General features: G+C 71.5%; 16 protein-coding genes. 9 read left to right on the top strand and 7 right to left on the bottom strand.

Annotated elements, in window-relative coordinates:
* The first annotated feature begins 19 nt into the window (after positions 1-19).
* Both BGP73_RS08815 and BGP73_RS21960 read left to right on the top strand, forming a co-directional pair.
* Entirely contained in the window at positions 20-967 is a 948-nt protein-coding gene (locus tag BGP73_RS08815) for a pirin family protein (protein WP_069813450.1), read from the top strand.
* 125 nt (positions 968-1,092) lie between these two features.
* Positions 1,093-2,244 (top strand): AI-2E family transporter, encoded by a 1,152-nt coding sequence (locus BGP73_RS21960; protein ID WP_079127360.1) that lies wholly within the window; start codon positions 1,093-1,095, stop codon positions 2,242-2,244.
* On the opposite strand, the gene BGP73_RS08810 is transcribed toward BGP73_RS21960, so the two are convergent.
* Positions 2,130-4,346, bottom strand: a complete 2,217-nt coding sequence (locus BGP73_RS08810) for an ATP-binding SpoIIE family protein phosphatase (RefSeq protein ID WP_069813449.1) — start codon at positions 4,344-4,346, stop codon at positions 2,130-2,132. The genes BGP73_RS21960 and BGP73_RS08810 overlap by 115 nt on opposite strands.
* Before the next feature lie 142 nt (positions 4,347-4,488).
* Between BGP73_RS08810 and aspS the strand changes: the two genes are divergently transcribed.
* Positions 4,489-6,267, top strand: a complete 1,779-nt coding sequence (aspS, locus tag BGP73_RS08805) for an aspartate--tRNA ligase (RefSeq protein ID WP_069813447.1) — start codon at positions 4,489-4,491, stop codon at positions 6,265-6,267.
* Positions 6,268-6,375: 108 nt separating this feature from the next.
* On the opposite strand, the gene metG is transcribed toward aspS, so the two are convergent.
* On the bottom strand, positions 6,376-8,013 hold the full coding sequence (metG, locus tag BGP73_RS08800; RefSeq protein ID WP_069813445.1) for a methionine--tRNA ligase: 1,638 nt from the start codon (positions 8,011-8,013) through the stop codon (positions 6,376-6,378).
* 259 nt (positions 8,014-8,272) lie between these two features.
* Between metG and BGP73_RS08795 the strand changes: the two genes are divergently transcribed.
* A complete protein-coding gene (locus BGP73_RS08795; protein ID WP_069813443.1) occupies positions 8,273-8,776 on the top strand; it encodes a hypothetical protein in 504 nt (167 codons plus the stop codon).
* Between the two features lie 37 nt (positions 8,777-8,813).
* Complete coding sequence (locus tag BGP73_RS08790; RefSeq protein WP_069813442.1) at positions 8,814-10,322, top strand: flotillin family protein; 1,509 nt, start codon at positions 8,814-8,816, stop codon at positions 10,320-10,322.
* A 96-nt stretch (positions 10,323-10,418) separates the two neighbouring features.
* Here the strand turns inward: BGP73_RS08790 and BGP73_RS08785 are convergent, their stop codons facing one another.
* Together BGP73_RS08785 and BGP73_RS08780 are read right to left on the bottom strand one after the other, a co-directional pair.
* Complete coding sequence (locus BGP73_RS08785; RefSeq protein WP_069813440.1) at positions 10,419-12,008, bottom strand: vWA domain-containing protein; 1,590 nt, start codon at positions 12,006-12,008, stop codon at positions 10,419-10,421.
* An 81-nt stretch (positions 12,009-12,089) separates the two neighbouring features.
* A complete protein-coding gene (locus tag BGP73_RS08780; protein WP_069813438.1) occupies positions 12,090-12,377 on the bottom strand; it encodes a barstar family protein in 288 nt (95 codons plus the stop codon).
* Positions 12,378-12,588: 211 nt separating this feature from the next.
* On the opposite strand from BGP73_RS08780, the gene BGP73_RS08775 reads away from it, so the two are divergent.
* Positions 12,589-14,670: a PhoX family protein gene (locus tag BGP73_RS08775; protein WP_069813436.1), complete on the top strand. Its 2,082-nt coding sequence runs from the start codon at positions 12,589-12,591 to the stop codon at positions 14,668-14,670.
* Positions 14,671-14,706: 36 nt separating this feature from the next.
* Here the strand turns inward: BGP73_RS08775 and ligD are convergent, their stop codons facing one another.
* The 3 genes from ligD to BGP73_RS08760 form a co-directional block, all read right to left on the bottom strand.
* Positions 14,707-15,627, bottom strand: coding sequence for a non-homologous end-joining DNA ligase (ligD, locus tag BGP73_RS08770; protein WP_069813434.1), 921 nt, complete (start codon positions 15,625-15,627; stop codon positions 14,707-14,709).
* Between the two features lie 318 nt (positions 15,628-15,945).
* Positions 15,946-16,149, bottom strand: coding sequence for a cold-shock protein (locus tag BGP73_RS08765; RefSeq protein WP_069813432.1), 204 nt, complete (start codon positions 16,147-16,149; stop codon positions 15,946-15,948).
* A gap of 220 nt (positions 16,150-16,369) precedes the next feature.
* The gene (locus tag BGP73_RS08760) at positions 16,370-18,028 is read right to left on the bottom strand and encodes a gamma-glutamyltransferase family protein (protein ID WP_212732793.1); all 1,659 of its coding nucleotides are present in this window, start codon (positions 18,026-18,028) and stop codon (positions 16,370-16,372) included.
* Between the two features lie 245 nt (positions 18,029-18,273).
* Here BGP73_RS08760 and BGP73_RS08755 point away from each other — a divergent pair, with 245 nt between their 5' ends.
* The 3 genes from BGP73_RS08755 (at position 18,274) to BGP73_RS23060 (ending at position 20,434) form a co-directional block, all read left to right on the top strand.
* Positions 18,274-18,507: a DUF1059 domain-containing protein gene (locus tag BGP73_RS08755; protein WP_069813430.1), complete on the top strand. Its 234-nt coding sequence runs from the start codon at positions 18,274-18,276 to the stop codon at positions 18,505-18,507.
* A gap of 235 nt (positions 18,508-18,742) precedes the next feature.
* Positions 18,743-19,954: a hypothetical protein gene (locus tag BGP73_RS23900; RefSeq protein ID WP_069813427.1), complete on the top strand. Its 1,212-nt coding sequence runs from the start codon at positions 18,743-18,745 to the stop codon at positions 19,952-19,954.
* 60 nt (positions 19,955-20,014) lie between these two features.
* On the top strand, positions 20,015-20,434 hold the full coding sequence (locus tag BGP73_RS23060; protein ID WP_069813425.1) for a hypothetical protein: 420 nt from the start codon (positions 20,015-20,017) through the stop codon (positions 20,432-20,434).
* Positions 20,435-20,467 lie beyond the last annotated feature (33 nt).

The following is a 20,467-nucleotide window of genomic DNA, read 5'->3' as shown; positions in this document are numbered from 1 at the left end:
CAGAACCCAGGAGGCCGCCATGCCCGCCGTGACCGTAGAGAACCCGCTGACCCTGCCCCGAATCCACCCGCCCGCCGAAGGAACCCCCCGCCCGGTGCGCGCCGTCTCCACCGCGCCCAGCGGTTTCGAGGGGGAGGGTTTCCCGGTGCGCCGGGCCTTCGCCGGTATCCACTACCGGAACCTGGACCCCTTCATCATGATGGACCAGATGGGGGAGGTGGACTACGCCGCCGGTGAGCCGAAGGGCACCCCCTGGCACCCCCACCGCGGCTTCGAGACCGTCACGTACATCATCGACGGCGCCTTCATCCACCGGGACTCGCACGGCGGGGGCGGTGCCATCACCGACGGTGACACCCAGTGGATGACCGCCGGCTCCGGGCTGCTGCACATCGAGACCCCGCCGGAGGAGCTGGTCATGTCCGGCGGCCTCTTCCACGGGCTCCAGCTGTGGGTCAACCTGCCCGCCAAGGACAAGATGCTCGCACCGAAGTACCAGGACATCCGCGGTGGTCAGGTCAGACTGCTCACCTCGGAGGACGGCGGGGCGCTGATCCGGTTGATCGCCGGCGACATCGCAGGACACGAGGGTCCGGGGGCCACCCACACCCCCATCACGATGATCCACGCCTCGGTGAGCCCGGGTGCCCGGCTGACGCTGCCCTGGCGGGCCGACTTCAACGCCCTCGCCTACGGTCTGGCCGGCAGCGGCACCGCCGGCGAGGGGCGACGGCCCTTCAAGTCGGGCCAGGCGGTCGTCTTCGGGGCGGGTGACTCGATGACCGTCCGGGCCGACGACAGCCAGGACTCCCGCAGCGAGAACCTCGAGGTGGTGCTGCTCGGTGGCCGGCCGATCCGGGAGCCGATGATGCAGTACGGGCCGTTCGTGATGAACACCCACGCCGAGCTGGCGCAGGCCTTCGAGGACTTCCAGGCCGGCCGTCTCGGGACGGTACCGGCCGCCTGAGCGCAGGGGCGGGACCCACGGGCGAGGGGCGGGCCATCGCGGTCCGCCCCTCGCGCGTCCCGTGGGGTCACCCGAGCGGACTCGTCGGAAGCGATACGGCGGTGGGGCCGTGGTGAGCTGGAGCGGTGCCGACCCCACCGGATGCTGAACCGCTGCTGCCGCGCGGTGCACGCCGCGTGGCCGCCTGGTGCGCGGTGGTGCTGCTGGTCACCGCCGTCGCCGCGATCGGCGTCTGGCTCTGCGTGGAGCTCGGCGCGGTGGTCACCCCGGTGCTGCTCGCCGTACTCGGCGCCGCACTGCTCGGGCCGCTGTACCGCCTACTGGTCCGGCTCCGGCTGGGCCGTTCGCTGGCCGCCTTCCTCACCTGCACCGCGCTGCTCGCGGTCGTCGGCGGCATCGGGTACATCGTGGTCAGCGCCCTCATCGACAGCGGCGGCCAGATCATCGACTCGGTGAAGAGGGCCGCCCAGCAGCTCTCCACACACGTCGCCGGAACCGGTCTCTCCCTCGACGACGTGGCCGGCAACCTCAAGAACATGGCCACGAGGTTCGGCGGCTCGGCTGCCACCGGACTGGTGTCCGGGCTGAGCGTCGTCTCACAGCTGGTGGCCACCGCCCTCCTGGCGCTGCTGCTCACCTTCTTCTTCCTGCGGGACTCGGACCGCGCCATGCGGACCGTCTACAGCTGGGTGCCGCGGCACTCCGCGCCCCGGGTGGAGGCGATCGCCCGACGTGCCTTCCAGGCCGTCGAGGGCTTCATGCGCGGTACCACGCTCATCGCGCTCATCGACGCGGTCTGCATCTACGTGGGGCTGCTGATCCTGCGGGTGCCGGGTGCGGTGGGGCTGGGCGCCCTGGTCTTCGTCGGCGGCTACATCCCCTACCTGGGGGCCTTCTTCTCCGGCACCGCCGCCGTCCTGGTCGCGCTCGCGGACCGCGGCTTCGTGATCGCGCTCTGGGCCCTGGGGGTGGTGCTGGCCGTGCAGCTGCTGGAAGGGCACGTGCTGCAGCCGGTGATCCAGAGCCGGACGGTCCACATGCATCCGGCGCTGGTGCTGCTCGCGCTGGCCGCCGGGGCGAGCCTCGCCGGGATCCTCGGGATGCTGCTGGCGGTGCCCGTCGCCGCGGCGGGTTTCGGCATCGTCTCCGAACTGCGGAAGAGCTACTCCGATTCGATCAGTGACGCCGACGGACCCGGCTCGGCGTCCGGCAGCGCGGGCTCCTCCGCCAGCAGCTCGTCCGACAACGAACCGCCGGGCTCCGGCGCGTTCTCGTAGAGCTCGAACCAGGTGCACTTGCCCTTGCCGCGCGGATCCACGCCCCAGGAGTGGGCGAGCATCTCCAACAGCATCAGACCGCGCCCCGAGGAGGCCAGCTCACCGGGCCGGCGCCGGTGCGGCAGCTCGTCACTGGCGTCCCCGACCTCCACCCGCAACCGCCGCTCGCCCGCCTCACCGGCCACCTCGGCGACCATCTGGGCGTCGTCGTCCGTGTGTATCAGGACGTTGGTGACCATCTCGGAGGTCATCAACTCCGCCGAGTCCACCTGCTCCGGAACCGCCCAGTCGTGCAGCAGGTCGCGCAACTGCCGGCGGACCCCGGACACCCGCTCCGGCTCGGCCTGGGCGATGGTCTGGGCGGTGCGCCGCAACCGCCGCGGGGCCCGTACCTCCCCGTCGCAGCCGCAGCCCGGGGTGTTGTAGCAGAGCAGCATCAGGGCGATGTCGTCCTCACGCCGGTTGGACAGCCGCCCCGCGGTGTGGTGCGAGAGCTGCCCGTGCACGCTGTCCACCAGTGTGTCGGCCATCGTCTCGAGGTTCTTGCCGGCGCTCGCCTCGATGGCGTCCCGCAACCGGGCCCAGCCGCTGTCCCAGTCGTGCCCGCCGGTCTCGATCAGACCGTCGGTGTAGAGAATCGTCAGGTCGCCCGGCTCCAGCTGCAGCCTGCTGATCGGGTAGTCCGCGTCATGGATCAGGCCGAGTGGCGGCCCGCCCGCCGTCTGCCGGACCAGCAGGGTGCCGTCGCTCATCCTGGTGACGAGATCGGGGTGGCCGGCCCGGGCGACCTCCAGGGTGGCCCGCTCCGGATCCAGCTCCAGGTAGAGGCAGGTGGCGAACCGCGGGTTCTCGGTCGGGTCGGAGTCCGACCGCTCGCCGTTGAGACCGCAGAGGAAACGGGAGGCGCGGGAGAGCACGGCGTCCGGAGGGTGGCCCTCCGAGGCGTAGGCACGCAGCGCGATCCGCAGCTGCCCCATCACGCTCGCCGCGTACACGTCGTGGCCCTGCACATCCCCGATCGCCAGCGCGAACCGGCCGGAGGGCAGCGGGATCACGTCGTACCAGTCGCCGCCCACCTGGAGCCCGCCGCCGGTCGGCACGTACCGCGAAGCCACCGTCATGCCGGGGATGTCCGGCTGGGTCGTGGGGAGCATGCTGCGCTGCAGCCGGAGCGTCAGCTCCCGCTCGGACTCCCGCCGACTGGTGCGGGAGAGCGCCTGACCGAGGTAGCGGGCGACGGTGGTCAGGATCGAGCGTTCGTCGGGGGTGAAGCTCACCGGACGGCCGAAGGCCGCCAGCCACACGCCTTCGGTCCGGCCCTGGACGATCAGCGGCAGGAACGCCCACGACTCGCGGCCGAAGCGGGAGGCGAGCGCCCAGGTGCCGGGGTAGCGGCGGCGGTACTCCTCGGGGGAGGAGATGTAGACCGGGTGGCCGGTCTGCAGCACCTCGATGCCGGGATGGTCGGCCTCCAGCGGGAGCTCGGCGAACGGCAGCCGGGTCGTGTCGTAGCCCCGGTGGCCGACGGCCACCAGCCGGCCGGCTTCCGCCCTGAAGATCACCAGGCCGTCGGGGGAGAAATCCGGCATGGAGAGCCGGGCCGTCACCCGGAGCACGTCCTCGGTGGTCCGCGCCTCCGCCAGGGCCCGCCCGGCGTCCAGCAGGAACGCCTCCCGGGACCGGAGCCACTCCACCGTCGCCTGCTCGGGAGCGGTCCCCTCCGCTCCTCCCGGCCCCGTCTGCTGGGCCTCCGGCAGCTCCTGGACGATGCCGATGACGGTGAGGCCGTCGTCGCGGTCCTCCTCGTCGAGCGGATAGGCGCGCATCCGCACCACCCGCAGCGACCGGTCCTCCGCGTCGACGATCCGCAACTGGCACTCGGACGGTCCCCGCTGGGTCAGCGCGCGGTTGATGACCTGGTTCACCTGCGGCCAGTCCGCGGGGTGGAAACGGCAGCGCAGGTCGGCCTTGGAGACCGAGGTGGTGCCCGTGGGCAGCGCGAAGAGCCGGACGGCTTCGGGATCGACGTCGGCCCGCTGCGCCGCGTGGTCCCAGCGCCAGACGCCTGTGGCCATGGCGCTCAGCGCATCCTCAATACGCATCGCTCCATTTTATGGCCGTTCACCGCGGAGTGACGACCAGCGAGGGCCAGGGGGGCTACCGGTAGGCTTGCGCACGGCCTGAGAACGGCCGGCCCGGGAGCCACACCCCCGTCCCACCACGATCCGACGACTTGGATGAACGATGCATCGGTACCGGTCCCACACCTGCGGCGAGCTCCGCGCCGCTGACATCGACGCTGAAGTGCGACTGAGCGGTTGGCTGCACAATCGGCGCGATCTGGGCGGCATCCTCTTCATCGACCTGCGCGACCACCACGGTGTGGTCCAGCTGGTGGTGCGGCCGGAGACGGCGGTCAACGAGGCCCTGAGCAGCATCACCAAGGAGTCGGTCGTACGGATCGACGGCCGGGTCCGGGCCCGGGGAGCCGAGAACGTCAACTCCGAGCTGCCCACCGGCGAGATCGAGGTCGAGGTCGGCGAGGTCGAGGTGCTGGGCGCGGCCGAGCCGCTGCCCTTCACCATCAACACCGAGGACGGGGTCAACGAGGAGCGCAGGCTGGAGTACCGCTTCCTCGACCTGCGCAAGGAGCGCATGCACCGCAACATCATGCTGCGCTCCGCGGTCATCGCCACGCTCCGACAGGAGATGACGGCGCTCGGTTTCAACGAGATGGCCACCCCGATCCTGTCGGCCACCTCGCCGGAGGGCGCCCGGGACTTCCTCGTTCCCTCCCGGCTGCACGCCGGGCGCTTCTACGCGCTGCCGCAGGCCCCCCAGCAGTTCAAGCAGCTGCTGATGATCGCCGGCTTCGACCGGTACTTCCAGATCGCGCCCTGCTTCCGTGACGAGGACGCCCGGGCCGACCGCTCGCCGGGCGAGTTCTACCAGCTCGACGTCGAGATGAGCTTCGTCGAGCAGGAAGACGTCTTCCAGGTCATCGAGAAGGTGATGACCGACCTCTTCACCCGGTACGGCAACGGTCGGGAGGTCACCTCCCCGTTCCCGCGCATCCCCTTCCGGGAGGCCATGCTCAAGTACGGCTCGGACAAGCCGGACCTGCGGGCCGAGCTGGAGCTGACCGATGTCAGCCACATCTTCGCCGGCTCCGGTTTCAAGGCGTTCGCCGACAAGCACGTGCGCGCGCTGGCGGTGCCGGACACCGCCGGCCAGCCCCGGAAGTTCTTCGACCAGCTCGGCGAGTTCGCCGTGGAGCAGGGGGCGAAGGGGCTGGCGTGGGTGCGGATCGCCGAGGACGGCAAGCTGACCGGTCCGATCGCCAAGTTCCTCACCGAGGACGACGTGGCCAAGCTGACCGCCGAGGTCGGCGGTGCGGCCGGCACCTCCGTCTTCTTCGGGGCCGGCGAGTTCGACGAGGTCTCGCGGATCATGGGCGCGGTCCGGGTGGAGGCCGCCAAGCGGGCCGGCCACTTCGTGGAGGACGCCTTCCGGTTCTGCTGGATCGTGGACTTCCCGATGTTCGAGAAGAACGAGGACACCGGCGCCATCGAGTTCTCGCACAACCCCTTCTCCATGCCGCAGGGCGGACTGGAGGCGCTGCGCGACAAGGACCCGCTCTCCATCCTCGCCTGGCAGTACGACATCGTCTGCAACGGTGTGGAGCTCTCCTCCGGTGCGATCCGGAACCACGAGCCGGAGGTCATGTACAAGGCCTTCGAGATCGCCGGCTACTCCAAGGAGGACGTCGAGCGGGAGTTCGGCGGGATGCTGCGCGCCTTCAAGTTCGGTGCCCCGCCGCACGGCGGCATCGCCCCGGGCATCGACCGCATCGTGATGCTGCTGGCCGACGAGCCGAACATCCGCGAGACCATCGCCTTCCCGCTCAACGGGCACGCGCAGGACCTGCTGATGGGCGCGCCCAGCGAGGTCGACGACGCCCGGTTGCGGGAGCTGCACCTGGCGCTGCGCAAGCCCCAGCAGACCACCCAGGTCACCTCCTGACCCAGCCGCCTCCGACCTGAGGGGCGACCCGGTACGACGACGGAGGCCCGGCATCGAACACGATGCCGGGCCTCCGCGGTCTTCAGCAGGGCCCCCGCCGGACCCGGGTCAGCCTTCGCTCGCCGGCTCCTGGAGCCGGGGGAAGAGGCTCTCGCCCTTGGTCACCGTGACCCCGGCCGGCAGCCGGCCCCAGACGCCGGCCTCCGCCACCCGCTGCTCGGCGAGCGGGCCGATCTCCGGCTCCGCGCCCAGCGAGGCCCACAGCTTCTCGCAGCTGGCCGGCATGATCGCGTTCAGCAGTACCGCCGTGGCCCGGAGCGACTCGGCCGCGGTGTAGAGGATGGTCTCCAGCCGGGCCCGGCTCTCCCGGCTCTCCGTGGTGTCCTCACCGCTGGGGAAGGCGGTCTTCGCGACCTTCCAGGGCTCCTGCTCGGTGAGGTAGCCGTTGACCAGCTTGATGAAGTCGAAGATCGCGGCGATACCGCCGGCGAAGTCCAGCTCCTCGCCGATCTTCTGGTCGGCCTCGCGGACCGTCTCGGACAACCTGTCCATGACCGCCTGCTCGGCCGGGCCGTAGGCGCCGCCCGCCGGCAGGGTCCCGCGGAAGTACTTGCCCACCATGGCGGCCACCCGGGAGGCGAGGTTGCCGAAGTCGTTGGCGAGCTCGCTGGTGTAGCGGGCGGAGAAGTCCTCCCAGGAGAACGAGCCGTCCTGGCCGAACGCGATCGCCCGCAGGAAGTACCAGCGGTAGGCGTCCACCCCGAAGTGCTCGGTGAGGTCCTGCGGCTTGATGCCGGTGAGGTTGGACTTGCTCATCTTCTCGCCGCCGACCATCAGCCAGCCGTTCGCGGCGATCTTCCCGGGCAGCGGCAGCCCGTTCGCCATCAGCATCGCCGGCCAGATCACCGCGTGGAAGCGGAGGATGTCCTTACCGACGAGGTGGACGTCGGCGGGCCAGGTCTGCTCGAACTTCGCCGGGTCGGAGCCGTAGCCCACCGCGGTCGCGTAGTTCAGCAGCGCGTCGATCCAGACGTAGATGACGTGCTTGTCGTCCCAGGGCACCTTGACGCCCCAGTCGAAGGTCGAACGCGAGATGGACAGGTCCTGGAGGCCCTGCCGGACGAAGTTCACCACCTCGTTCCGCGCCGACTCCGGCTGGATGAAACCCGGATTCCGCTCGTAGAACTCCAGCAGTTTCGGGCCGTACTCGGAGAGCTTGAAGAAGTAGTTCTCCTCCTTCAGCATGTCCACCGGCTTCTTGTGGATCGGGCAGAGCTTCTCCTCGCCCTCTCCGTCGAGCAGTTCGCCGTAGGACTTGTACTCCTCGCAGTGCACGCAGTACGGGCCCTCGTAACCGCCCTGGTAGATCTCGCCCTTGTCGTAGAGATCCTGGACGAACTCGCGCACCCTGGCGGTGTGCCGGTCCTCGGTGGTGCGGATGAAGTCGTCGTTCGCGATCTCCAGGTGCTCCCAGAGCGGTTTCCAGGAACCCTCGACGAGCTCGTTGCACCATTCCCGCGGGCTGACGCCGTTCGCCTCCGCGGTCCGCATGATCTTCTGACCGTGCTCGTCCGTGCCGGTGAGGTACCACACCTTCTCGCCGCGCTGGCGGTGCCAGCGGGTGAGCACGTCGCCTGCGACGGTCGTATAGGCGTGGCCCAGGTGAGGAGCGTCGTTGACGTAGTAGATGGGGGTCGTGACGTAGTACGCCTTCGCCCCCTGCTTCTCGGATCCATTGGCCGCCATAGGGGAAACCCTATCGGTCCGCCAGGGGGCCTCGTCGATTCGCCCGGGGGGTCCGGCCCGTGCTTGCGGACACCCCACAGCCCTTCCCGGTCGGCGCCGGAATGCCCGCCCGGAACCGACGGGAACGGACCGGCGCCGGCCCGTCAACCCGGACCGGGAACGAGACGGTGACCGTTCGGAAACAGGCGGCCTTCCCGGTCTCACTATCTGACAGAATCGATGGACCGAAACGTTTTGGCCACTGCGGGGGGTTGTAGGCATGACGTGGTTTCTCGGACTCGGCATCGCCGGTCTCGCACTGCTCGTGCTCGCCCTGCTGTTCGACGGCCTTATGGACGGTCTTCTGGACGGGGTGTTCGGCGGACTGGTCTCGCTGCCCGCCGTCGCCGGATTCACCTCCATGCTCGGCTTCGGCGGTGCGATCGTGCTCGGCACCACCGGACTCGGGGCCGGAGTGGCCACCGGAATCGGTGCCGGCGCCGGTCTGGGGACGGCATGGCTGGTCGTCCGGACAAGCCGCGCGCTGATGCGCGACCAGACCGCGCACACCCCGACCGTCGACGACCTGGTGGGCGCGCCGGCCTCGGTGGTGACACCCATACCGGCCGGTGGAACCGGCTATGGCGAGGTGCTGGTCCGGGGGGCGGGCTCACCCGTCAAGTACTCCGCCCGCAGTGAGCGCGGGCAGGCGCTGGGCGCCGAAGTGTGGGTGACCGGGGTGCTCTCCAACACCGCGGTCGAGGTGCGGGCGGTCGAGGACTGACCCGCACGCGGAAGAACTTCTTTAGGGAGGGAAAGATATGAGCCCGGTGCTCATCGCCGTGGTCGGGGTGGTCGTACTCCTCGTCCTCCTGGCACTCATCGTCATCTCGCGCTACAAGGTGGCCGGACCGAACGAAGCGTTCATCGTCACCGGCCGGCGCGGCAAGAAGTCGGTGGACGCGGTCACCAGCCGCGTCAGCTACGACAACAGCGGCCAGAAGGTGGTCGTCGGCGGCGGCGTCTTCGTGGTGCCGTTCGTCCAGCAGCTGCACGTGATGGACCTGTCCAGCCGGCACATCCCGGTCGCCGTCCGCGGCGCCGTCACCCTGCGGGGCATCAAGGTCGACCTCGACGGCGTCGCCATCGTGAAGGTCGGCGGCCACGACGACGCGATCCGGGCCGCCGCGCAGCGCTTCCTCCGGCAGCAGAACGGCGTCGTCGCCTTCACCCAGGAAGTGCTCTCCGGCGCACTGCGCTCGATCGTCGGCCGGATGTCGGTCGAGGACGTCATCCGGGACCGCGCGGCGTTCGCCAGCCAGGTGGCCGAGGAGGCCGAGGCCAGCCTCTCCGGGCAGGGCCTGGTCCTGGACACCTTCCAGATCCAGGACATCACCGCCGAGGGCAGCTACCTCCAGGACCTCGGTCGGCCGGAGGCCGCCCGGGCCAGCCAGGTGGCGGACACCGCCGAGGCGGACGCCCGCCGGGTCGCCGAGCAGGCGCGGCTGCGGGCCGAGGAGGAGATCGCGGTCGCCAACCGGGTGCTCGAACTCCGGCAGGCCGAGATCAAGGCAGAGACCGACGCGGCCGCTGCGCGCGCCGACGCGGCCGGCCCGCTCGCCCAGGCCGCCCGTCAGCAGGAAGTGCTGATGGAGCAGGAGAAGGTGGCCCAGCGGCAGGCCGAGCTGAAGGACCGGCAGCTCGACACCGAGGTGCGGAAGCCCGCGGACGCCGCCCGCTACCAGGCGGAGCAGGAGGCCGAGGCGAAGCGGGTGGCCCGGATCAAGCAGGCCGAGGCGCAGGCCGAGGAGGCCAGGCTCACCGGTGAGGGTGAGAAGCAGCGGCGTGCCGCGCTCGCCGAGGCGCAGGCCAAGGAGGCCAGGCTCACCGGTGAGGGTGAGAAGCAGCGCCGCGCCGCGCTCGCCGAGGCGGTCCGCCTCGAAGGGCAGGCGGAGGCCGACGCGACCGCCGCACGTGGTGCGGCCGAGGCCGAGGCGATGCACAAGAAGGCCGACGCCTACGAGCGCTACGGTGAGGCGGCCGTCCTCCAGATGCTGATCGACGTGCTGCCGCAGGTCGTGGCGAAGGCCGCGGAGCCGCTGTCGGCGGTGGACAAGATGACGGTCATCTCCACCGACGGCGCCGGAAAGCTGCCGCGCGCGGTCGCCGACAACGTCACCCAGGGCGTGGAGCTGCTCAGCTCCACCACCGGGCTCGACGTCGCCTCGCTGCTGTCCGGGCTCACCCAGCGCTCCGGCGCTGGGGAGAAGGCCTCCGGTACCTCGGGAACCGGGGGCAAGGCGCAGCGGATCGAGGTCGGGGAGGACTGACCACCACCGGTAACCGGAAGGGCGGGCGCGGAACACGTTCGGTGTTCCGCGCCCGCCCTTCGGCATACGGCGACCGACGGCCGCCGCGGCGGTCGGTCAGGAGAGGATGCCGGCCTTCCGGGCCTCGGCCAGCCACTGCGGGAACTCCCCGGTCAGCTGGTCGTACAGCGCGGCGTCGGTCATCTCCCGGGGCTCCAGGCCGGCCGGGAAGAAGCCCGCGTTGTCCACCACGCGCCTGGCCGGGACGGCGAGCTTGTCGAGCTTCCGCAGGAAGTCGAAGCCCTTGGACGCCGGGTCGCCGAAGCCGACGAACTGCCAGAAGATCGGCAGCTCCGCCGCCTCGCAGAGCGCCTTCTCCGCCGCCGGCTTGCTGGTGGGGGCGCCGTCGGTCTGGAAGATCACGAACGCCGGGTCGGTGGCGCCCGACTCCTTGTAGTGGCGCACCACGGCCTCGATGGCCAGGTGGTAGTTGGTGCGGCCCATGTGGCCGAGCTCGGCGTGAAGCTTCTCCACCCGACCCGCGTACTCGTCGAGCGAGACCTCGGCGAGGCCGTCGACCTCGGTGGAGAAGAAGACCACCGGCACGCTGCCGTCGTCGTCGAGGTGGGCGGAGAGGGCCAGCGCCTGCTCGGCGAGGTGCTGGACGGTGCCGTCCTTGTAGTACCGGCGCATCGAGCCGGACCGGTCGAGCACCAGGTAGACGGCGGCGCGCTGTCCGCCGAGGCCCCGCTTCTCCAGCCCCACCGCTGCGGCCTTGTAGAGGCTGACCAGCTCCGGCGCGGTGGCCCGGACCTTGTCCAGCGAGACGGCGGGGGCCGACTGAGCGGCGGCCGGCTGCCCGCTGTCGGCCGGGGCGGGGGTGTCGACCGGCCGCTCGGTGTCGATGAGGTCAGCTGTGCCGGTCGGGGCGGCGGTGTGGCTCGTGTCGACCGCGGCGGGGGTGGCGGCCTGCTCCGGCTCGCTCGGCCGCTTGGTCTCGGCGTCCTCGGTCTTGACCACGGGCGCGTCCTCGACCTCGACCTCGACCACGGGCGCGGGCTCCGGCTCGGTCTTCGCGGTCGGCTCGACTTCCGGCTCAGAAGCGGCCTCGGGCTCCGGGGCGGGTTCCACCGACGGCTCCGGGGTGACCTCGGGCTCCGCTGCCACTTCCGGCTCCGCGGCAGCCACCGGAACGCCCTCCGGCTCCGGAGTGGGCTCCGGCGCGGTGACCGGGGCGAGCGGCTGCTCCACCGCCGAACCCGCCGGCTCCTGGGCGGCCGTCTCCTCGCCGCCGTCCGCGGCGGTGTCGGTCACCTGGTTCGCAGCCGGCTCGTCAGCCGTCTCCGCTGCCTCCTCGGCGGCCTCCCGGTCAGCCACGGTCTCGGTACCGACCTGCGAGGGCAGCGGGGCGGCCGTCGGCTTGGCGGCGTCGAACGCCGACAGCAGATCGGCGGTCTCCGGCGACGCGCCCGGCTGCCGGTCGCCGGCGTCCCGTCCGTCCGACTCCGAGGCCCGCGCGGTCTCCTGCTCGGGCTCCGGCTGGTGCTGGTTCGGCACGGTGTCGGCACCGGTGCCCTCTTGGGCGGGTGCGTCGGCGGCGGTCTCGGTCGGCCCCGCCTCCGGCACCCGCGCCTCCGGTACCTTGGGCTCGTTCTTAGCGGTCCGGGACCGGCCGAACGCGTTCCGTAGCAGATTCCGAATGCCCATGGGAGAAGCCCTTCACAAGTTTCGGTTCGATGTGTGTCCGAGGTGTGGGGGACGGCCCGACCAGGACGCACACCAAGGTAGCTAGGTCAGCTCGAGCCGGGCACGGGTGGCCTCCGCGAAGAGGGCGGCGAGCCGCTCTCCGGCCACGGAACCCGGCGCGAACAAGCCCTGCGCACTGGCCTGTACGACCACGATCGGGTACGCGTCGATTCGGTGGGACACCCCGCGTGTCTCCACGGCGTCCCACCAGGCGTCAAGGTTCCGGCCGAACCAGTCCGGCAGCTCCAACGGCTCGGTGACGGCGTCCCAGAAGTCGTCGAGCGTGGCGATGTCCCGGCCTCGCACATCGACCACCAACTCATCGGTCATGCAGCCGGATGGTAGTACCTCACCTCCGGGCACCGAACGCGACTCGACGCACCGGGCCGTCTGCGGACCTCCACGAGGACGGCGCAGTCCGCCCTTCATCCCCCGTTCATCGCGAATCCGTCTGCCGGCGGACTCACACCCGTAGCTTCGCCTCCGGAATGGACCCGACTACCTGTCGGCGCGCCGCGCCGTGGGGCCCACGGAGGAACAAGTGCGCAGACCACTGCCGTTGATCAACCCGCACCCGGGCGGTCGCTCCGCGATGACCTGCCGCTACCGCTGCGGGAACGCCTGCTTCCATGACGTCCCGAACACGAGTGGGAACGAGTACCTCGGCGATGTCATCGCCGGGGTGCTGTCCCGGCGCTCCGTGCTGCGCGCGGGCGCGGTGGTGACCGTCGCCGCGGCGGCCGGTACGGCGGCCACCGGGCGCGCGACCGCGGCGGACGCCACGGCCACCGAGAGCGCCGCGGAGTCCGCCGCCGCGGGCGGGCGGGCCGGCCGCCCGGCCCGGGGACTGCGGTTCGCCACCGTGCCGCCGAACACCCTGGACGCCGTCACCGTTCCCGAGGGCTATGCGCAGAACGTCGTCATCCGCTGGGGAGAACCGATCCTCCGAGGGGCGCCGGCCTTCGATCCGGACCGTCAGACCGCCCGGGCCCAGGCCGGCCAGTTCGGCTACAACAACGACTTCCTGGCGCTGCTCCCGCTGCCCGGCGAGCCACGTCGGCAGCTGCTGGTGGCCAATCACGAGTACACCGACGAGGTGCTGATGTTCGCCGGGTACGACCCGGAGCACCCGACCCGGGAACAGGTCGAGGTCGGCTGGGCCGCACACGGCCTCTCCGCCGTGGTGGTCGCCGAGGACAAGAGGCTCGGCAGGCTCACCGCCGTGCCCGGGCACCGGCTCAACCGCCGGATCACCGCCACCACGCCGTTCCTGCTGACCGGCCCGGCGGCGGGCGGTCGGCTGCTGCGCACCTCGGCCGACCGCACGGGCCGGCGCGTCCTCGGCACGCTCAACAACTGCGCGGGCGGCACCACTCCGTGGGGCACCGTCCTCTCCGGGGAGGAGAACTTCGACCAGTACTTCGCCAACGCCGGCGCGGTGACCGACCCCGTGCGGGCGGCCCGTCTCAAGCGCTACGGCATGACCGGTGGCGCCAGTGAGCGCAAGTGGGAGCGGTACGACCGGCGGTTCGACGTGGCGAAGGAGCCGAACGAGCCGAACCGCTTCGGCTGGGTGGTCGAGTTCGACCCGTACGACCCCGAATCCACGCCGCGCAAACGCACCGCCCTCGGCCGCTTCAAGCACGAGGCCGCACAGCCCCGGCTCACCCGGGACGGCCGACCGGTCGTCTACATGGGCGACGACGAGCGGTTCGACTACTTCTACAAGTTCGTCTCCAGCCGGCGGATGCGGAAGGGGAACAGCCGGGCCGCCCGGGAGCACAACCTGACGCTGCTCGACGAAGGCACGCTGTATGTCGCCAAGCTGACGGGGAACAGCCCCGAGAAGGAGGTCGACGGCTCCGGGAGGCTGCCGGCCGACGGTGCTTTCGACGGCTCCGGCGAGTGGATCCCCCTGGCCGGCGGCGGCACCTCGTACGTCGAGGGCATGACGGCCGAGGAGGTCTACGTCTTCACCAGGCTCGCCGCCGACCGGGTGGGAGCCACGAAGATGGACCGGCCGGAGGACGTCGAGCCCAGCCCGCGGACCGGCCGCGTCTACATCGCGCTCACCAACAACACCGAACGCGGCAAGGACGGCGCAGCCGGGCCGGACGAGGCGAACCCGCGCAACGGCAACAAGCACGGCCAGGTGTTGGAGCTCGCCGAACTGCGGGACGATCCGGCGGCCGGGCGCTTCTCCTGGCGGCTGTTCCTGGTCTGCGGCGACCCGGAGGACCCGAGCAGCTACTTCGCCGGCTTCCCCAAGGACCGGGTCAGCCCCATCTCCTGCCCGGACAACCTCGCCTTCGACGCGCACGGCAACCTGTGGATCGCCACCGACGGCAGCGCGCTCGGCAGCCACGACGGCCTCTTCGGGGTGGCCACCGCCGGACCTCGGCGCGGCGAGGTCAAGCAGTTCCTGACGGTGCCGGCCGGTGCGGAGACGTGCGGCCCGATCGTGCAGGACCGGCGGGTGCTGGTGGCGGTGCAGCACCCCGGGGAGGTGGACGGCGCCGACGTCGAGCACCCCGCCTCGCAGTGGCCGGACGGTCCCGGGCGGATCACCCGGCCGGCGGTCGTCAGCGTCTGGCGGACGGACGGCGGTGACATCGGCGTGTAGGCGGCCGGCCGCTGGGCCGCCCGGTGACCGGCCCGGTCAGCGTCGACTCATGCCCTCGGCGAGGCGGCTCCGGGCGGAGTGCAGCGACCGCCCCCGGCGCGGCATACCGCCCCAGGGGTCGGCCTGGTCCAGCCGCTCAGCGGTGGCGGCCATCGTCCAACGCCTCGCGTCGAGCCCGGGGTCGTCCAGCTCCTCGCGGGTGATGGGCATGGCCACCGGGGCGCCGGGGATGGCGCGCACCGCGTAGGGGGCCACGGCGGTCTGGGCGTACGCGTTCCGCTGGGTGTCGAGGTAGACCCGGGCCCCGCGGTCGGCCTTGGCCGGCTCGGTGGTGAGCCGATCGGGGTGGCGTCCGGCGAGCAGTTCGGCCGTGTCGCGGGCGAAGGCACGCACACCGTCGAAGTCCATCCTCCGGTCCAGCGGCACGATGACGTGCAGGCCCCGGGAACCGGTGGTCATGAGCTGCGTGGGCAGCCCCAGGCCGTCCAGGAGGCCGCACAGCCGCTGCGCGGCCCAGCGCACCTCGGGGAAGCCGGTGCCGTCGGACGGGTCGAGGTCGTAGACCAGCCGGTCCGGATGGTTCGGCCGGTCGGCGCGGGAGAGCCATCGGTGCGGGGTGATGCAGGCCTGGTCGGCGAGGAAGACCAGGGTCGCCGCGTCCTCGCAGAGCACGTGGGTCACGGTGCCGCCCTGCTTCGGCAGCTCGGCCAGCCGCACCCAGTCGGGGAAGTGGGCGGGGGCGTTCTTCTGCACGATCCCCTCGCCGGCGATGCCGTCGGGGTGGCGGAGCATCATCAGCGGTCGCCCGCGCAACTGGGGCACCATCCGGCGGGCGACGCGGCGGTAGTGGTCGACGAGGTCGGACTTGGTGATCCCGTCGTCCGGGAAGAGCACCTTGTCCGGCCGACTGATCTCGATGGTGCGTTTGCCGATCCGGACCGTCCGCTGGTCACTCATCCAGGCCGGGTAGCCCGGCGCGTCCCGGACAAACCAAGGCGAGGCCGGGCGGAAATCCCCTGGACGCAGACGCCGGGACGGAAATCCATGGGCGGTCGCTGCTCCGAACGGGCGCCCGGTTGGCCGAGGGGCGGAAAACGGCCCGGGGCCCGCACCACGGCAGGTGGTGCGGGCCCCGAGTCTTTCAGGTGGCGTCTCCGAGCGGCCGGGTGCACCGCACGCGGGCGGTGCACCCGGTCCGGCTGGGCCGGTGAGTTCGGCCGGTCGAGTCGATTCGGCCGATCAAGTCAACCAGTCGGGTCAGCCGATCGGACGAGCTCAGGCGGGGACGATGTTCTCCGCCTGCGGGCCCTTCTGGCCCTGGGTGACGTCGAAGGCCACCTTCTGGCCCTCGTGGAGCTCACGGAAACCCGAAGCGTTGATGTTCGAGTAGTGGGCGAAGACGTCGGCGCCGCCGCCGTCCTGCTCGATGAAGCCGAAGCCCTTTTCCGAGTTGAACCACTTCACGGTGCCAGTAGCCATCTTTTCTCCTTCATGGGCACTGCGGGAAACCGCACCGCGCGGAATCCCAGTCGCCGCAATGTCCCCATCCGGAGGGCCGGAAAAACAAAAATGCACCCGGTCACATTTCGCCAGGTGCACACAGAGTTTATGGGTACCACAACTGCAACTACTCCGAGCGTAACACGTACCGGGCGGGAAGGGGTGGATCTCGCCCGGTACGTCGTCTCCGCTCCGTACATCAGAGGCCGAGCGCGACTCCGTCCAGCCGAGGATCCGCGCCGCCGAGCAGGCAGCCGCGCTCCTGGTCCGCCGAGACGACCACCGCGCTGCCGCCGCCCTCCCAGGGGCCGGTCCGCCGCACCCGGTGCCCCAAGGCCCGCAGGCCGTCGAGGACCTCCTCCCCGAGCCGGGACTCGCAGCGCAGCTCCTCCGGCTGCCCCAGGACATCGGCGTCGCTGCCCGGGTGGACGGTGAAGCGCGGCGCCTCCACCGCGGCCTGCGGTGCCAGGCCGTGGTCCACCAGATGGGACAGCAACTGGGTGTTCCACTGCACCTGACCGTCACCTCCCGGAGTGTTCCCGATGTGCTCCAGACGGCCGGATCCGTCGGTGACCAGCCAGGCGTTCAGGGTGTGTAGCGGTCGGCGGCGTGGCTGTACCTCGTTCGGGTGGCCGGGGATGAGGTACGACCCCCGCCCCAGGCGGTTGTTGAGGATCACCCCGGTGCCGGGGAGGGACACCCGGGCACCGAAGGTGAACGCGAGCGAGTGGATCAGCCCGACGGCGCGGCCCTCGCCGTCCACGGCCACCATCGAGGTGGTGTCGCCGTCCGCCGCCCCGGCGAAGCCGGTGGGCACCGCCCCGGTGGAGATCCGCTCCCCGGCCTCGGCTATCGCGGCCGGGGAGAGGCACTCACGCCAGGCATCAGAGTCGCTCCCGCACCGCTCCAGCCGGTCCGCGAAGGCGATGCGTGCCGCGGAGGCCAGCAGGTGCACGGCCGCCGTTCCGAGCCAGGGCAGCCGCCCGAGCCGGCCGTCGCAGATCGCGGCCTGCTGGAGCATCATCCAGCCGGGGGTGGGAAGTGGCGTCTGATAGACCGTTCGCCCCCGGTAGCGACCTTCCACGGCGGGCAGCGGAGGGCAGTCGCCGGCCAGCTGCCACTCGTCACCGCTGAACGGCGCGCCCTGTTCGCGGAGTGCGGCGACCGCTCGTTCCGCGAACGAGCCGGTGTAGAAGGAGGCCGGGTCGGCGGCGAGCTCCGCGATGGTGGCGGCCAGCTCCGGATTGCCCAGCCGCTGGCCCAGGTGCGGGGGGCGGCCGCCGGGCAGCAGCCGGTGGGCGGCGGTCGGGTCGACTGCCAGCGCGTCCTGGGTGCCGGCGATGTCGCCGCAGGTCTTGGGGGTGCAGGGGATGCCGAGCTGGGCCGCCCGAACCCCCGGCGCCCAGAGTTCCGGGAGCGGGCGGGAGCCGCTCTCGGTGTGCAACCGGTGCAGGGCCGCGAGGCAGCCGGGGACGGCCACCGAGAGTGGTCCGTGGATCGGCACCGAGGCGAGACCCTGTTCGGTGTAGAAGGACGGGGAGCCGCCGTCGGGGCCGAAACCGCTGCCGTTCACCGTCCACACCCGGCCGTCCGGCTCGTGGACGATGGCGAACGCGTCCCCTCCCACTCCGCACTGGCCGGGGAGGGCCGACCAGGAGACCGCCGCCATGGCGAGCGCGGCGTCGACGGCGTTGCCGCCGTCGGCGAGCGTCCGCACGCCGGCGAGCGTCACGGCGGGGTGGCTGGAGGCCGCCATGCCCTCGGCCGCCAGGACGGAGGACCGCGGTGACCCGGCGATGCCGGCCGGAGCGGCGCCACCACCGCCGTTCGATCCGGTGTTCTGGTTCGGAAGAGTCATCCGCCGAGTATCGAGGTGCCGTGCCCCGTATGGCCATGCACAAACCGGACTGGTTCGTTCCGAGGGCTTCGGCCGGTCACCGGCTCCAGGTCGGGACGGTGGCTGACCTGCGCGCGATCAGACGGGCGCAGACCGTTCGAGGTCCGACCGGCCGCCGACCTTATGGCGATGTGCGGCTTCTGCGGTTTTCAGTGCGGTCTGTCGGTCTTAGCCTGGAAGGAGTCACTGTTCTCCGGGAGGTCTTCATGACCAGGAAAATCGCCGACTGCCGTCAGTTCCCGAGTGAAACCCACTGCTCGCTCACCATCTCGGGTGAGGAGGAGGAAGTGGTCCGGGCGACCGCGGAGCACGAGGTGTCGGTCCACGGGGAGACGGACAGCCCCGAACTGCGCCGCAGGGTGCGCGCCGCGCTCCGCGACGAGTCCGACACCTCCGCGATGGGGCCACCGCCTCCCGGCGGCGAGATCTTCGACCTCTGAGCGCGGCGGTCGTCTGCCCGGCCCGACCGGTGCTCGCCCCCTCGCCCCTGCGGTGACCGCCACCGCAGGGGCCGCCTGTCCCTCCCGGCCACCGCCTTCGGTGCCCGCCGGGCGTCCCGGGGCGTCGGCCCCCGGTCGTGCTGGTCGATATGTCTGTTTATCGTGGATTGCGGGTGCAGTATGAAGAGCGGGGGGCTGGTCGGACAGACGGACAACCGTGCCGAAGGGCGGGTCCATGAGCGACAACGGCGAGGCCGGGAAGAACGGCCAGGTCGGAGACGAGGAGTACGAAGCCGGCTCACTCCCGATCGAGCAGTCGAACGAGGAGCCGGACGTCTACCTCGACGTACCGGAAGTCAAGGTCGACGAGATCGACCTCGAGGTCGACGACCTGCGAGCCAGGGTCTCCCTCCAGGCCGAAGTACTCGATCTGCTCAAGCTGAACGTCGGTGCCGACGTGGCTCTCGGCCGGGTCAAGCTCGACATCAAGGGCGTGGAGGCCCAGGCGGTGCTCAAGGTCCGCCTCAACAACGTGGCCGCCATCATCGAACGGGTGCTGAAGACCATCGACCGCAACCCGCAGATCCTCGAACAGGTGACACGGGGGGTCGGAGCGGCGGCCCAGGAGGTCGGCGCCGGAGCGCAGCAGGCGGTCGGCGAGGTCGGCCGAGGCGCCGGTGGTGCGGTGCGCGAGGTGGGGGGTGGGGCGGGCCACGCCGTCGAACAGGTCGGTGGGGGTGCCGGGGAGGCCGTGCAGAGCGTGGGCCAGGGGGCCGGAGGTGCCGTCGAGCAGGTCGGTGGGGGCGCCGGCCAGGCAGTGGAGCAGACGGGTGCCGGGGCCGGGCAGGCCGTGGAACAGGCGGGGGAGGGCGCGGGTAAGGCCGTCGAGCAGACGGGTGCCGGGGCCGGGCAGGCCGCCGAGCAGACGGGAAAAGGCGCGGGTAAGGCCGTCGAGCAGACCGGCACCGGGGCCGGAGAGGCCGCCGGGGGTGCTGCCAAGGAGGTGACCGGTGCCGTCCAGAAGGCAGGGCAGGCGGCCGGTGGTGCCGCCGGGGCGGCCGGTGAGACGGCTCAGCAAGCCGTCGGAAGCGTCGAGTCGGCCACTGGCGCCGGTGACAGCGGTGGAGGCGGGGGTGACCGCGGTGGGGGTGACAGCCGTGAGGGTGAGAGCCGTGGGGATGACGACGGCAGCGATGGCGAGAGCGATCGAGACGGCGGTGGAGGCAGGGCGCGAGCGGCCGAGCCTCCCGAGCGCGAAGAGCGGTCGTCCCGCCTGACCGACGACGTCCGCCACCCCGACGATGTCGACCAGTGGGCCGAGCAGGTGGACCGTCGGCAAGGCGACGGGGAGCCGGTCAACAAGGCGGCATCAGCCGGCGGGGGCGGCCGGAGGCGGGAAGCCGCCGGACGGCGTCGCGCCAGCCGCCAACGGGAACATCCGCCATGAACTCTGCCGCCCGAAGGCGGGCCGGACCCGGAGACGGCCGACATCGCCTTCGGCTCCCGAGTGGAGGCGGAGCGGCTCCGCTTCGACGAACCCCCCGAGACCGACGTGAGCTTCAGCGGTAGCCCCGGACGGGAGTCCACCTCGCACAGCGAGCGCAGAAACCTCCCCGACCCGGTCGAAGAGTTCACCGACTACCGCGATGTGCGGGTCGACTACACGCTGGCGACCGCCCTCACCGGAGACGATCAGGGCCGGCCCGATCGATCGGACGATGAGAAGCCGGCGGAAGGGGAGCGTCGCCAGACAACTCGCGGAAGCGCCCAGCCGGTCGGCGAGAAGACCGAGGAGTCCCCTCCGTCGAAACAGGCGCCCCGCCAGAAACGACCGGTCGACCCGAAACAGCTGAGGCAGCGGTTGCGCAGGAAACTCTGGAGGGAGCTGCGGAGCAGGCTTCACTCCGCCTCCCAGCGGCGGCCCTGAGAACCTCCGGGATCTCCCCGGCCGCCGCTCCTG

Source organism: Streptomyces sp. TP-A0874 (assembly GCF_001748085.1).
Taxonomy (GTDB): domain Bacteria; phylum Actinomycetota; class Actinomycetes; order Streptomycetales; family Streptomycetaceae; genus Streptomyces.
The sequence above is the reverse complement of the archived record's forward strand: the minus strand, read 5'-3'. Positions and strand labels throughout refer to the sequence as shown.